Genomic DNA, 13,344 nt, shown 5'->3' on the forward strand with positions numbered 1-13,344 from the left:
AATTCCACAAGGCTCATGCCTTTCTGAAACTGGATTTTGTTCCTGGCCATGACACGTCTCCTAACCCAAGGAAAACCAGTGTCGTAAGTTTAGACGGGAGAATGGCTTATGTTAGGTGGTAATCAGGTAAATATATTAAACAATTGTCATTGTTGATCACGAGCTAAAATCACCAATGTATAGCCTCATTGATTAAGCACTTCTAAACGTTGTGCGTTCAGGACAGAATTACTCTTCGCCAAGTATTTTCCTGATATCGTCTGGATGCCGATCAACACCTACGAGGATATAAAGAAGGCGTGCTACATCAATAATGGCCAAGACAAGTAACGCTCTATCCTCATACTCTGGTTCGACCTTATGGAAGAGATTGCGTATAACATCAGGTATAGACTGCTCACTTATAGAACCTGACCCAATCTCAGAAAGCAGGAAGACGGTTAATGACTTTATGCGAAACTGCCTGTCTACTGCATGATATACGACTGGATTATCCAGGTACTTTGAAACCTCTCTTGCTCGACATTCCTCGATATAACGGAAGCCATCTAAACCATCGGGTATAATGTTTTCCTTAATTTTCTGAAAAAGCAGGTTGGATATATCTTCAGGGTCAAGAGGCTTATCAGAAAGGCTGATACCTGTCTCAGGATCGCGAGATAACGATCGCTCAAACAGTCCTGTGCCTTGATCACTCTCCATTGTCATCCGATGATTAACCCTATCAGTCTTGCTCTCTGACACAAGAGCGCGAAGGCCTGCAGAGACCTTCGAAGACGTATCATCTTTAGAGGCGACATTGCCTCCTGACCTGTATTTCTGGAGTCTATCTTCATACCCTATAAGCGTGATATAGCTTTTTGCCACTTCCCGATTAATAACCTTTCGATTACTGAGCAACATCTTTTGAATGTCTGAACCTGAAGAGTGCATGGCTTCCATAAGCCTTTGTGATTCACGCTCATCCTTCATTGATAAATACTGCTCATAAGATACCGTCAGTCGCTTTACAGGGTGTGTAATGAAATAAAGAATACGCCCAAAAAAGTGGGCTTTTCGTTCTCCTGATAAAACCTGGTCGCCTTTCAAGCGAATAAGCGAGTCATCATTGATCGTTTTATCTGCCGCCAGTGCTTTTAACTGTCTTAGCGCACTTTCATCTAAAGAACCGGATCTTCCAACATCCATGAGCCATCCCTTGGTCATAGTGATTCTTAATTGTCATTTACCCAAGGCCAATTCCTACTGTGCCATGAACCTGATAATGACATTACTATATTAGCAATAATGAACATGCCCTGATGGTTCAGCGGAAACATCCTGTATCAGAAATAAAAAACCCGCCATCTGGCGGGTTTTTTATACGACAATTTAAATTTACTTCTTGCCAAGCTTCTTGCGGATCGCCTGCAGCGTACGCAGCTGAGCCGCCGCTTCCGCCAGCTGGGTCGCTGCACGGGAGTAGTCGAACTCGCCCTGCTGGTTGGCCAGCGCCTGCTCCGCCTGCTTCTGGGCTTCCAGGGCTGCTGCCTCGTCCATATCACTGGCGCGCATGGCGGTATCCGCCAGTACTTTCACCTGGCTCGGCTGTACTTCCAGAAAGCCGCCGGAGATGTAATAGACTTCCTCTTCCCCATCCTGTTTCAGGACACGGATCGGGCCGGGCTTGAGCGCCGTCAGCAATGGCGCGTGCCCCGGCGAGATGCCAAGATCACCCTCGGAACCGGTCGCAACAATCTGCTCTACCAGTCCTGAGAAAATCTCTTCTTCGGCACTAACGATGTCACAGTGCACGGTTATCGCCATATTCTGCCTCACAGACATTCCAGTTTAGGCCAGTTTCCTCAGGGGTACGGCACTGTTTAAACAGCACCGACCACCTGTCGATTTACCTGCTGATTACAGGGTCTTCGCTTTTTCGACGGCTTCGTCGATGGAACCCACCATGTAGAACGCCTGCTCCGGCAGGGCATCGTATTCACCCTCAAGGATGCCCTTGAAGCCACGAATCGTGTCTTTCAGGGAAACATACTTGCCCGGCGAACCGGTAAAGACTTCCGCCACGAAGAAGGCCTGGGACAGGAACCGCTCGATCTTACGAGCGCGGCTGACTGTCTGCTTGTCTTCCTCGGAGAGTTCGTCCATACCCAGGATGGCGATGATGTCCTTCAGTTCCTTGTAACGCTGAAGTACGGTCTGGACGCCACGAGCAACATCATAATGCTCCTGGCCAATGACCAGCGGATCCAGCTGACGGGAGGTAGAATCAAGCGGGTCGATCGCCGGGTAGATACCCTTGGCGGCGATGTCACGGCTCAGTACCACGGTCGCATCCAGGTGGGAGAAGGTGGTGGCCGGCGACGGGTCGGTCAAGTCATCGGCAGGCACGTAAACGGCCTGGATAGACGTGATGGAACCGGTCTTGGTCGACGTGATCCGCTCCTGCAGAACACCCATCTCTTCCGCCAGAGTCGGCTGGTAACCTACCGCAGACGGCATCCGGCCCAACAGTGCCGATACCTCGGTTCCCGCCAGGGTGTAACGGTAGATGTTGTCGATGAACAGCAGTACGTCACGGCCTTCGTCACGGAACTTCTCGGCCATGGTCAGGCCGGTCAACGCCACACGCAGACGGTTGCCAGGCGGCTCATTCATCTGACCATAAACCAGCGATACCTTGCCCAGTACGTCAGACTCCATCATCTCGTGATAGAAGTCGTTACCTTCCCGGGTCCGCTCACCCACACCGGCAAACACGGAGAAACCGGAGTGCTCGATGGCGATGTTACGGATCAGCTCCATCATGTTAACGGTCTTGCCCACGCCGGCGCCGCCGAACAGACCGACCTTACCGCCTTTCGCGAACGGGCAGACCAGGTCGATGACCTTGATGCCGGTTTCCAGCAGCTCATTGGTCGCTGCCTGATCCGCATAGCTGGGAGGCTCACGGTGAATGGCAGAACGCTCTTCCTCGCCGATGGGACCCTTTTCATCAATGGGGTTACCCAGCACGTCCATGATCCGGCCCAGGGTCTTGGTGCCCACGGGAACCTTGATCGGGTCTCCGGTGTTATTTACAGCCAGACCACGAGCCACACCTTCGGTGGAGCCCATGGCGATAGTACGGACCACCCCGTCGCCCAGCTGCTGCTGGACCTCGAGGGTCAGATCCTTGCCATCGACGGTCAGCGCGTCGTATACCTGGGGTACGTTTTCGCGCGGAAACTCTACGTCGATAACGGCGCCGATTATTTGTGCGATACGACCGCTACTCATAGATTGGTTCCTCACCCTGTAAAAATGTCTTGGCTACGGTCATACCGCAGCAGCGCCACTTACGATCTCGGAGATTTCCTGCGTAATCGCCGCCTGACGCGCCTTGTTGTAAACCAGTTGCAGTTCGTTGATCAGATCACCGGCGTTGTCGGTCGCGCTCTTCATCGCCACCATCCGGGCCGCCTGCTCACAGGCGTTGTTCTCAACCACGGCCTGATACACCTGGGACTCGATGTAGCGCACCAGGAGTCCTTCAAGCAGTGCCTTGGCATCCGGCTCGTAGATGTAGTCCCAGTGGTGCTGGAGTTCCGCGTCTTCATCCGGCTTCAACGGAAGCAGCTGAATGTTGATCGGCTTCTGGGTCATGGTGTTCACAAACCGGTTGTACACCACGAACAGCCGGTCAATACGGCCCTCGTCGTAAGCGTCCAGCATGACCTTGATACCGCCGATCAGGTCAGCAATGTTCGGCTCATCACCCAGTTGGCTGATGGCTGCGGAGACATTGCCGCCGAAACTGCGGAAGAAGGATGCGGCCTTGCTGCCGATCAGGCAAAGATCGATATCGATCTCCTGGTCGTGCCACTCCTTCATGGACTGCACGGTGGACTTGAACAGGTTGGTGTTCAGACCACCACAGAGTCCGCGATCACTGGCGACCACGATGAATCCGACCCGCTTCACATCACGTTCCAGCATGTAGGCGTGACGGTACTCCGGGTTGGCATTGGCCACATGGCCAACCACCTGGCGAATGCGATCCGCGTAGGGGCGGGAATGCTCCATACGCTGCTGCGCCTTGCGCATCTTGGACGCCGCCACCATCTCCATGGCACTGGTGATCTTTTGCGTGCTGTTAATGCTCGCAATTTGCGTGCGTATTTCTTTTGCGCCTGCCATATGCGTTCCTCAGCGTCGGGCTGCAGGCAAACCTGCAACCCTGCCGCTATTTACCAGGTCTGGGTGGCCTTGAACTTCTCGATAGCCTCTTTGATGCCGGCTTCGATCTCACCGTTGAAGTCTCCGGCTTCGTCCACAGTGGCCATCAGCGCTGCGTATTCCGCATTGACGAACGACAGCAGGGCGGCCTCAAATGCGCCGATCTTCTTCAGTTCGACATCATTCAGGTAGCCCTTGTCCGCGGCATACAGAACGATACCCATCTCCGCGACGGACATCGGTGCATACTGCTTCTGCTTCATCAGCTCGGTGACGCGCTGACCATGCTCCAGCTGCTTCCGGGTGGCATCATCCAGATCGGAGGCGAACTGGGCGAAAGCCGCCAGTTCACGGTACTGGGCCAGTGCCAGACGAATACCACCGCCCAGCTTCTTGATGATCTTGGTCTGCGCTGCACCACCAACACGCGATACCGAGATACCGGCGTTCATCGCAGGACGAATACCCGCGTTGAACAGGTCAGTTTCCAGGAAAATCTGGCCGTCGGTGATGGAGATAACGTTGGTCGGTACGAAGGCGGAAACGTCACCGGCCTGGGTTTCGATGATCGGCAGCGCCGTCAGGGAACCGGTCTGGCCTTTTACTTCACCATTGGTCAGCTTCTCAACGTGGTCGGCGTTAACACGCGCGGCACGCTCCAGCAGACGGGAGTGGAGGTAGAAAACGTCACCAGGATACGCTTCACGGCCCGGCGGACGACGCAGCAGCAGGGAGATCTGGCGGTAAGCCCAGGCCTGTTTGGTCAGGTCGTCATAAATGATCAGGGCGTCTTCACCGATATCCCGGAAATATTCACCCATGGAACAACCGGAGAACGGCGCCAGAAACTGCATCGAAGCCGGATCAGCGGCTGCAGCGGCCACGATGATGGTGTGATCCATCGCACCGTGCTCTTCCAGCTTACGCACCACGTTAGCGATAGAGGATTGCTTCTGACCAATCGCCACGTAAACACACTTAATGCCGGTGTTTTTCTGGTTGATGATGGCGTCGATAGCCAGCGCAGTCTTACCGGTCTGACGGTCACCGATAATCAGCTCACGCTGGCCACGGCCAACCGGCACCATGGCGTCGACCGCCTTGTAGCCAGTCTGAACCGGCTGGTCGACCGATTGACGGGCGATAACGCCGGGAGCCACTTTCTCTACCGGGGAAGAGAGCTCGGTGACAATCGGACCCTTGCCGTCAATGGGGTTACCCAGTGCATCGACCACCCGACCCAGCAGTTGCGGGCCTACCGGCACTTCAAGGATACGACCGGTACACTTGACGGTCTGCCCTTCGGCCAGGTGCTTGTAGCCACCCAGTACCACGGCGCCGACAGAGTCCTGCTCCAGGTTCAGGGCCATGCCGAAAACACCGCCCTGGAATTCAATCATCTCACCGTACATGACGTCGGCGAGACCATGGATACGTACGATACCGTCAGAAACGCTGACGATGGTGCCCTCGTTACGGGCTTCACTGGACACCTCAAGGCTGTCGATACGGCTCTTGATGATGTCGCTGATTTCAGATGGATTCAGTTGCTGCATGTCCTGCCTCTTAACCGTCAGCTTTTCTAAGCTAGGAATTCATCGCGTCAGCCAGCTTCGCCAGCCTGGCGCGGACACTGCCGTCTATAACCATGTCGTCCGCCCGGATAACCACGCCGCCGATCAGGCTGTCATCCACAGTCGTGCGCAACTTCACCTCGCGGCCAAGCCTGTTACGCAGTTTCTCCGCCAGACGATCCAGCTGTTCGGGCTTCAGCGCGAAAGCCGAAATGACTTCCACATCAGCAGTGCGCTCCTGCTCGGCCTTGAGCCGGTCAAAGAGGTCAGCAATCTGTGGCAGCAGGGTGATTCGCTTGTTGTCCGCCAGGGTACGAATGAAGTTCTGCCCCGTCTTATCCAGGCTGTCGCCGCACACACGGATAAACTCATCCGCCTGTTCACGGCTGGTCAGCACCGGCGAGGAAAGCACCCGGCGAATCTTGTCATTTTCACTTACGGCTGCGCTTGTCCGCAGCATGTCTGACCATGACTGCAGGGCGCTGTTTTCGCTGGCCACTTCATACGCCGCTTTTGCGTAAGGCCGGGCACAGGTGGTCAGTTCCATAACACGCCCCCCTGTCAGAGTTCAGCGACCAGCTGGTCAACCAGCTTGTCGTTTGCACCATTATCGATATGCGAACCCAGAATCTTCTCGGCGCCGGCTACTGCCAGAGTCGCCACTTCGGCACGCAGTACTTCACGGGCACGATTCACTTCCTGTTCGATATCTGCCTGGGCCGCTACTTTCAGGCGTTCGCCTTCGGAACGGGCCTGTTCTTTCGATTCATCGATCAGCTGTGTGGCACGCTTGGTAGCCTGCTCGATGATGGCCTGGGCCTGTTCCTTTGCTTCACGCAGGTTGTCGGTGGCCTTTTGCTGGGCCAGTTCGAGATCCTGGGATGCGCGGGTCGCAGCCTCCAGCCCTTCGGCTATCTTCTTCTGCCGTTCAGACAACGCCTGCATGATCGGCGGCCACACGTACTTCATGCAAAACCACACGAAGACGAGGAAGGCTATCGATTGGCCGATTATTGTCGCATTGAGATTCACGCCAATACCTCTCGCATCAGTTAATGTCCTGGTCGCTGAGTCGCTTCCGTGGCCCCGGAGAGCCGGGGCCGGCGCGCACTCACACAATCATTAACTGCAGCTTATTGCAGAACGGCAGCCGCCTGACCGATGAACGGGTTGGCGAAGGTGAAGAACAACGCGATACCAACACCGATCATGGTAACGGCGTCCAGCAGACCTGCCACGATGAACATTTTGACCTGCAGCATTGGCACCATCTCGGGCTGACGAGCAGCACCTTCGAGGAACTTGCCGCCCAGCAGACCGAAACCGATAGCGGTGCCCAGGGCGCCGAGGCCGATCAGCAGTGCAACTGCGATAGCGGTCATACCTACTACTAATGCCATTAGATTTTCTCCCGACTGTGTCGTTGTGTGTGAGTAAAGTTAGAACAACGGTTTTTAATTAAATCCCTGAGTGACCATGCAGGGCGCACCCCCTTCGCCCTGCTCTCCCATGGAGACGAATCAGTGATCCTCATGGGCCATGCTGAGATAAACAATCGTCAGCATCATGAAGATAAACGCCTGCAGCGTGATAACCAGAATATGGAATACCGCCCAGAGGAAATGCATGGGCAGCTGGAACCAGCCAACCAGTGCAATCAATATGAACAGCAGTTCACCGGCATACAGGTTACCGAACAGTCGCAGCGCCAGAGAGATGGGCTTGGCGATCAGGGTGACGGATTCCAGCAGGAAGTTCACCGGTATAAACAGTGCCTGTACCGCTTTGTTCGGGCTGTTGAACGGATGAAGCGTCAGCTCACCGATAAAGCCACTAAAGCCTTTCACCTTGATGGAATAGAAGATAATCAGGACGAACACGCTGAGAGAAAGCCCCAGGGTGATGTTCGGGTCAGTGGATGGCACGATCTTCATATACGGGATGCCAACCAGCATCGCCAGGCCCGGTATCCAGTCCACCGGCACCAGGTCCATGAGGTTCATCAGGAACACCCAGACAAATATGGTCAGCGCCAGCGGGGCGATCACCTTGCTCTTGCCGTGGAAGGTATCCTTCACGCTGCCGTCAACGAACTCAACAATGGTTTCCACCAGGTTCTGCAACCCGCCGGGAACACCGCTGGTTGCTTTCTTGGCAACGTAACGGAACAGGCCGATAAAAATCAGGCCGAGAAAGACCGACCAGAACAGGCTGTCCACATGAAACGCCCAGAAACCCATGGCCTGTGCTTCTTCAGCACCATGAGCGATCGTCCAGGTAGCCTCACTCAATGTGGTGCCGTCGTAGCGTTCAAAACCTGCGGGGAGCTGACCATACGTCAGGTTCTGCAGGTGATGAACGATGTATTCCGATGATGTTTGTCCACTACTCGCCATAATCGTGCTCTCGTCAACTAACCCTGCTTTTAAGAATGACCGGGGTAAACCAGTTTACCGCCTGTACTACCGCAAAAGCCCCCAGCAGCGCCAGCGGATGCAGGGGACGAACCCAGACAAACACCAGAGCAAAACCGCAAACGGTTAACAGGAATTTTCCGGCTTCACCTTTATAGAAACTGTTGACTATGCGCCGGGCGGAACGTGCGCCACCGTGAGCGAAAGCCTTGCGCACCAGCCAGGCATTGGGCAGCAGGCAGATCAGACCACCGAGCAGGGCTGACAGCGCCATCACCCGGTCAACCGCCAGCAGAGCCAGCACCAGTAACGCTGTCACTGCGGCCTGGGCGATAATCACCCGGTAAACCGGTGGCCGGGGCATGCCCACTGCACCTTTACCGCGCCTGGAACCTTGTCTGTACGTTGCCTGCATGAACAGTGAGAATCCCCACAGCCTGTTAATCGTGTATCACATCGTCGAATGTCTCGCTGGCGATGCTCTTACCGGCCGCTTCCCAGCATTATTATCTGTACACATCCCGGCCATTACAGTGCTTATTCCGTAATGACTCTAAGGCGGCTGCGATTATATGGGTATTAATACTTAGGTTCAACCACGTCCGCACCAGAACGGAGCGACCTGCCTGATCCTACCCGTCGCGACAGAAAAATCGTCTGGAATGCCGGTTTCCGGCAGATGCTTTCGCTTGCAATAACGTCCCACATGTCCGTGGAGATTCGGAGATTTTTTTACCGGTCATTGATACTGTCTTGACCTTAAAATCATTCCTCTGCAGCGAAGCAAATGTCATTTGCCCACCCTACAAAGTAGGCATAATGGATTTAGTTTTTGCGGCTTTTTACTGCCTAGCGTCATTAATGAGGGGACGCCAAAATAATACCAGCGCCGGTTTAGTCACGTGTCTCCCACTCAGGAGTGGTTATTTCCTGTAGTCATTGAGCGCATCACGATACTCAGTCTCATCGACTACCTTGATCCCGGCCTTCTTTAAAATAGCGGTAGTGGTGCCGTCGCCCTTTTTGAGCGACTCAAAATCTTGCGTAAATATCTTTCCGCAGCCACATGAGGGACTGTTGCTTTTTAATATGGCCAGACCAGCGCCGGAAGTCTCCGCTACTTTTAGCGTACGCTCTCCGCCTTTGAGATATTCGCTGGTTACATCGTTGCCTTCATGGGTTAGGACTTTGGCTTCCCCCTTTACAACGTCATGGCCATCCGCATCATCCTGCTCGCCGACTATCCTGGCTCTTGGCCTTGGCGTACTCAGACCACCCATCTCTTCAGGGCAAACCGGAATCAACTCAACCGACTCAAGGTCATTAATCAACTCATCATTCGTACACGCACAACCATCAAACCGGCATTTTTCACCCAGCAGGCACGCACTGACCAATATCTTTTTCTTGGACACGTTTTTCTCCAACAGGACTGGATAACACTGCGTCGATTAATTTATTGCTCAGTATAAAGCCGACTATTGGCTCTTGATGAATGATGACTGTCTTCCTGACGTTTTAGTCAGAAGAACAAACCGGTTAAGAAAGCGTTACTAACACTGTTAGCCCGGCATCCAAACCCAACACAACCGTTAAACCGTTTTTTGAACAGTATCTTTCCGCAAAAAAATCACTCTTGTCATAGTCAATATATTCAATATCCGGCTTGGGATTCCACGCGCTAACTTCAGGTTTCAAGCTGTCATGAACCCGCACCCTTGCCGAAAAGCAGGGCAAGTATATGGAATATCCCTGACCGATAAGAAATAGCGATCATTTAAATGACCTATCAATATCACTTATGAGCTTCAGGCAGCCGCGAAGCACCCGCCTGAAAATAAGGCCGGATCAACTTTGGCAGGCCTGAATGTAGTCAATAAAACGCTGCAGCATCCGTCCCCGGAACTTTTTCCTGTGGATAGCAATATAGAAGTAGCGCTCCAGCACCAGGTCGCTGACCGGCAACACCACCAGGTCACCGCGCCGCAGGTCGATATCCGCTGCCAGACGGGACAAACAAGCCACGCCAAGCCCTGCCCGCACGGCCTGCTTCAGTGCTTCCGACCGGTTCAGTGACATGCCGATCCTGGGAGAACCCAGTCGGCTGGCAATCAATTCATCAAACAGGGAACGGGTGCCCGAGCCTTCCTCACGAAGAATCCAGGGTTCATTTTCCAGATCCTGGAGCTGCAAATCCTCCCTGCCTGCCAGTGGATGATTAGCGCTAGCAATAATTAACAGCTCATCCTTACGCCACTCAATGGTTTCAATGTCGGGATGAAGACAGATGCCCTCCACAAAACCAATATCAATCTCAAAGCTCAGCAATCGCTCGGCGATGATGCCGGTGTTATCGATAGACAGGGAAATCTGAATCCCGGGAAAGTCCCGGTTGAAGTGGCCGATCAGAGAAGGCATCAGGTTATTGCCGATGGTTGAACTGGCGTTAACCTTCAGCATGCCTTCCAGGTAATCCGTCTTGCCGGTGAAATGCTGCTCAATCTCGGCCGACCGGGTCAGCACCTCGTTCGCCATGGGCAGCAGGACACGGCCCCGCTCATTCAGCACCATGCGATGCCCCTGCTGGCGGTCAAACAGAAAACCCAGCTGTTTTTCCAACTCGCCCAGCGCCATGCTGGCCGCCGGCTGGGAGATATGCAGGCGTTCTGCCGCAGCAGTGACGTTCCGGTTCAACGCTACAGCCCGGAAGATCTCAAGCTGTCGTAGGGTGATGTGCATGGTGGATTTGGCCGGTCAGGGGTTTGGGATCAAGCAAAAGGGCTCAGATAATATTCTACAGACAGAAACATTACCATAAACTCACCAACAAGAAGCTGAATGGTCATTCTCTAATACTTCCATTTGCAGCACCATTAATTTAAAGCATGAAATATTTTTAAAACATTATTTATAGAATAACAGGATCGAAATAACACTTTCGTTATTTATAGATCTAAGCCGGAGTTATATAGTAACTATTTTGCGGATTTGTATATGGATAGTCATACTGTCAGAGGCGGTCAACATTCTCTCACTCCAACCACAACGGAGAAGAAACCAAAAGAGCCAGTTCAAGCCATTGTAGCCAAACAGAAATCTAATGAGCTTCTATTCTTTCAAAATCAATTTAAAGCATTGGCAGGACGGAAGATTATAAATTCAGATCTTCATGAGGAAGAAAAGCTAATGCTTTATAAGTGGGTACAGATACCTCAGGATGATGAACTTCGCATGCACAGAAGTACCGCTGTTGTGTGGATGGATGAATGTTTCGAAAATCAGGGAATTGATAATAGTTTAGATCTTCAGGAACTCTGCCAAGTAGACCTACCCTTCTTCATAGAGCGAATGACTTGGTTAAGTTTTTTAAACCTTAGATCCTGTAGCCTGCTTCACTTTCCAGTTGCGCTATGCTCCCTGACAAATCTTATGGAGTTAAATCTTATCGACAATTTACTAAGGCGTTTACCTGATGAAATTATTCATCTTACTGAGGCAATTATCTACCTCAAAGGTAATCCTATCGATAAGAACTGGAAAAATTATGAAACAAAGAAAATCCGTGCACGAGAAGATGCACCCACACTGGATTTCGATGGAGAACCAAAAAATGTGTTATCACTGAGCGAAGATGAAGGCTCACAATCTCCTATCCCAAAAGAAGTAGAAACGACTGCATTCTCCGATGAACTTTATGAAAGTCCATTTTTAGGTGTTGCTTCAACTTCAAAAGAACATTTTGCAACATTTGTGCATTGTGTCTCCCACTTGGAAAATTTTATAAACGGGCAGCGATTAGACGACACATTTAAAACGCTATTAAGGTTAAGAAAACCAAGCACATTTGGAAAGATTGTTAACTTTATTGATCAACATAGAGATTTATTAACTAAAGAAAAATTGAAACCCACTCCTAGCTTCAATCTAGCATTTTTTAACCTAATTTATAAATGCTTTCAATTTTCGCCAGCTCTTGATAGCAGTTATCTGCACCCAATTCTAGAACCACAAAATTCAGTACACGAATTCATCATAACAATAGAAACGATTGAAAATAGCATGACCATTACCTGTATGCTTCAACAAGACCTTAATGTCTTTCAATTCATTAAAATTAAACACTCTGAAAAGAGATTGGAAAAACTTAAGCATTTAACTAAAACGTCAACTAAAGGAAAAATTAAATCGAACAAAGAAAAAAGCAAACTCGATATTTTATCTAAATTTCATTTTTATAAATTTCTATATGGAGGATTATTTGAATTACCACAAAACACTACTGATCATCTTTTTACAGAGTTTCCTCAATACTTACAGTCTGAACATGATTACATACTTAATGAGTTAACTGAAACAACAGTAACTATTAATGACATTATTAAATTAGATGAATGGGTAAGATGCCTATCATCCTGTTTAAAGTGTACTAATCAGGATTTTGACGAAAACGATGAAGAGAAAATTTACCAAAAAACTGAAGAGATACTTTCTGAATACCATAGGCTTTATTCAGCACGACATGTCTATTTGCCAGAACAAGAACCTCCTTCTAAAAGACCACGTTTATTCTGAATAACACTACACTCAGGGCAGGATGCTATACCTGCCCTGCTGCTTCTTTTATCAGCTTTGATTGATAGTTGTCATTGTCGGCTTATAAGCCGTTTCAATAATCTCAACCTGCTTGACATCAATGTCCGTCGGCTCTGTTCTGTGGTAATCCACTTCTCCGGAGATACGCACCGTCATTTCCGGGGTGACCGGCTCACGGATCGCGCCCCACTCATCACCGTCAATCTCGACACTGATCTCACCGGTAGAATCCCTGAACAGGTAATCTTCCCGGTTGACCTGGCGGACAATATGGCCTGTCAATACTACCGGTACTTCATCAGAGGCATTTTTGGCTTCTTCCACGGTCTTGATTGTTTCACTGCCCGGCCCTGCATACTGTGCCCACAGCGGGGTTGATGCGCCCAGAACCGCTACCAAGGCCATGCCACGAATCATCTGATGCTTCATTGTCTGTCTCATTGCTCTCCACCTCTGTCATTGTTGTTTTTGGAAGCCACTGCTTCCTGATCGCTGTTGAGACATAATGTACAGGAGGCTCAGTGAACAGAGAGTGGATGCATCATGAA

At 51.3% G+C, this 13,344-nt stretch carries 14 protein-coding genes; 1 reads left to right on the forward strand and 13 read right to left on the reverse strand.

The features are described from left to right. Nucleotides 1-228 precede the first annotated feature (228 nt). From KHS78_RS20090 to KHS78_RS20145, 12 genes are all read right to left on the reverse strand, one after another. The gene (locus tag KHS78_RS20090) at nt 229-1,188 is read right to left on the reverse strand and encodes a hypothetical protein (RefSeq protein ID WP_211830643.1); all 960 of its coding nucleotides are present in this window, start codon (nt 1,186-1,188) and stop codon (nt 229-231) included. Nucleotides 1,189-1,377: 189 nt separating this feature from the next. Continuing rightward, nucleotides 1,378-1,806, reverse strand: a complete 429-nt coding sequence (locus KHS78_RS20095) for a F0F1 ATP synthase subunit epsilon (RefSeq protein ID WP_211830644.1) — start codon at nt 1,804-1,806, stop codon at nt 1,378-1,380. Nucleotides 1,807-1,899: 93 nt separating this feature from the next. Further along, nucleotides 1,900-3,276, reverse strand: a complete 1,377-nt coding sequence (atpD, locus tag KHS78_RS20100; protein ID WP_211830646.1) for a F0F1 ATP synthase subunit beta — start codon at nt 3,274-3,276, stop codon at nt 1,900-1,902. A 39-nt stretch (nt 3,277-3,315) separates the two neighbouring features. Next, the gene (gene atpG / locus KHS78_RS20105; protein ID WP_211830648.1) at nt 3,316-4,176 is read right to left on the reverse strand and encodes a F0F1 ATP synthase subunit gamma; all 861 of its coding nucleotides are present in this window, start codon (nt 4,174-4,176) and stop codon (nt 3,316-3,318) included. Nucleotides 4,177-4,226: 50 nt separating this feature from the next. Beyond that, the gene (gene atpA, locus KHS78_RS20110) at nt 4,227-5,771 is read right to left on the reverse strand and encodes a F0F1 ATP synthase subunit alpha (protein ID WP_211830650.1); all 1,545 of its coding nucleotides are present in this window, start codon (nt 5,769-5,771) and stop codon (nt 4,227-4,229) included. Between the two features lie 31 nt (nt 5,772-5,802). After that, nucleotides 5,803-6,336, reverse strand: a complete 534-nt coding sequence (locus KHS78_RS20115; RefSeq protein ID WP_211830652.1) for a F0F1 ATP synthase subunit delta — start codon at nt 6,334-6,336, stop codon at nt 5,803-5,805. A gap of 14 nt (nt 6,337-6,350) precedes the next feature. Further along, complete coding sequence (locus KHS78_RS20120; protein WP_211830654.1) at nt 6,351-6,821, reverse strand: F0F1 ATP synthase subunit B; 471 nt, start codon at nt 6,819-6,821, stop codon at nt 6,351-6,353. Nucleotides 6,822-6,922: 101 nt separating this feature from the next. Beyond that, nucleotides 6,923-7,189, reverse strand: coding sequence for a F0F1 ATP synthase subunit C (gene atpE, locus KHS78_RS20125; protein WP_211830656.1), 267 nt, complete (start codon nt 7,187-7,189; stop codon nt 6,923-6,925). A 120-nt stretch (nt 7,190-7,309) separates the two neighbouring features. Then, entirely contained in the window at nt 7,310-8,185 is an 876-nt protein-coding gene (atpB, locus tag KHS78_RS20130) for a F0F1 ATP synthase subunit A (RefSeq protein WP_211830658.1), read from the reverse strand. A 13-nt stretch (nt 8,186-8,198) separates the two neighbouring features. Next, nucleotides 8,199-8,618: a F0F1 ATP synthase subunit I gene (locus KHS78_RS20135; protein ID WP_211830660.1), complete on the reverse strand. Its 420-nt coding sequence runs from the start codon at nt 8,616-8,618 to the stop codon at nt 8,199-8,201. A 508-nt stretch (nt 8,619-9,126) separates the two neighbouring features. Then, the gene (locus tag KHS78_RS20140) at nt 9,127-9,618 is read right to left on the reverse strand and encodes a 2-thiouracil desulfurase family protein (RefSeq protein ID WP_211830662.1); all 492 of its coding nucleotides are present in this window, start codon (nt 9,616-9,618) and stop codon (nt 9,127-9,129) included. Between the two features lie 433 nt (nt 9,619-10,051). Next, the gene (locus tag KHS78_RS20145) at nt 10,052-10,942 is read right to left on the reverse strand and encodes a LysR family transcriptional regulator (protein WP_211830664.1); all 891 of its coding nucleotides are present in this window, start codon (nt 10,940-10,942) and stop codon (nt 10,052-10,054) included. A 255-nt stretch (nt 10,943-11,197) separates the two neighbouring features. Here KHS78_RS20145 and KHS78_RS20150 point away from each other — a divergent pair, with 255 nt between their 5' ends. Continuing rightward, nucleotides 11,198-12,775: a hypothetical protein gene (locus KHS78_RS20150; protein WP_211830666.1), complete on the forward strand. Its 1,578-nt coding sequence runs from the start codon at nt 11,198-11,200 to the stop codon at nt 12,773-12,775. A 51-nt stretch (nt 12,776-12,826) separates the two neighbouring features. Here KHS78_RS20150 and KHS78_RS20155 read toward each other — a convergent pair whose 3' ends face one another. Further along, complete coding sequence (locus KHS78_RS20155) at nt 12,827-13,237, reverse strand: NirD/YgiW/YdeI family stress tolerance protein (RefSeq protein WP_211830668.1); 411 nt, start codon at nt 13,235-13,237, stop codon at nt 12,827-12,829. Nucleotides 13,238-13,344: the final 107 nt, after the last annotated feature.

Source organism: Kistimonas asteriae, from assembly GCF_018263925.1.
Classification (GTDB): domain Bacteria; phylum Pseudomonadota; class Gammaproteobacteria; order Pseudomonadales; family Endozoicomonadaceae; genus Kistimonas; species Kistimonas asteriae.

What these genes read in the sequence shown, in the direction of transcription:
- KHS78_RS20090 (WP_211830643.1), bottom strand. Translation starts at nt 1,188, where the DNA reads ATGGATGTTGGAAGATCCGGTTCTTTAGATGAAAGTGCGCTAAGACAG.
- KHS78_RS20095 (WP_211830644.1), bottom strand. Translation starts at nt 1,806, where the DNA reads ATGGCGATAACCGTGCACTGTGACATCGTTAGTGCCGAAGAAGAGATT.
- atpD (WP_211830646.1), bottom strand. Translation starts at nt 3,276, where the DNA reads ATGAGTAGCGGTCGTATCGCACAAATAATCGGCGCCGTTATCGACGTA.
- atpG (WP_211830648.1), bottom strand. Translation starts at nt 4,176, where the DNA reads ATGGCAGGCGCAAAAGAAATACGCACGCAAATTGCGAGCATTAACAGC.
- atpA (WP_211830650.1), bottom strand. Translation starts at nt 5,771, where the DNA reads ATGCAGCAACTGAATCCATCTGAAATCAGCGACATCATCAAGAGCCGT.
- KHS78_RS20115 (WP_211830652.1), bottom strand. Translation starts at nt 6,336, where the DNA reads ATGGAACTGACCACCTGTGCCCGGCCTTACGCAAAAGCGGCGTATGAA.
- atpE (WP_211830656.1), bottom strand. Translation starts at nt 7,189, where the DNA reads ATGGCATTAGTAGTAGGTATGACCGCTATCGCAGTTGCACTGCTGATC.
- atpB (WP_211830658.1), bottom strand. Translation starts at nt 8,185, where the DNA reads ATGGCGAGTAGTGGACAAACATCATCGGAATACATCGTTCATCACCTG.
- KHS78_RS20135 (WP_211830660.1), bottom strand. Translation starts at nt 8,618, where the DNA reads ATGCAGGCAACGTACAGACAAGGTTCCAGGCGCGGTAAAGGTGCAGTG.
- KHS78_RS20145 (WP_211830664.1), bottom strand. Translation starts at nt 10,942, where the DNA reads ATGCACATCACCCTACGACAGCTTGAGATCTTCCGGGCTGTAGCGTTG.
- KHS78_RS20150 (WP_211830666.1), top strand. Translation starts at nt 11,198, where the DNA reads ATGGATAGTCATACTGTCAGAGGCGGTCAACATTCTCTCACTCCAACC.
- KHS78_RS20155 (WP_211830668.1), bottom strand. Translation starts at nt 13,237, where the DNA reads ATGAGACAGACAATGAAGCATCAGATGATTCGTGGCATGGCCTTGGTA.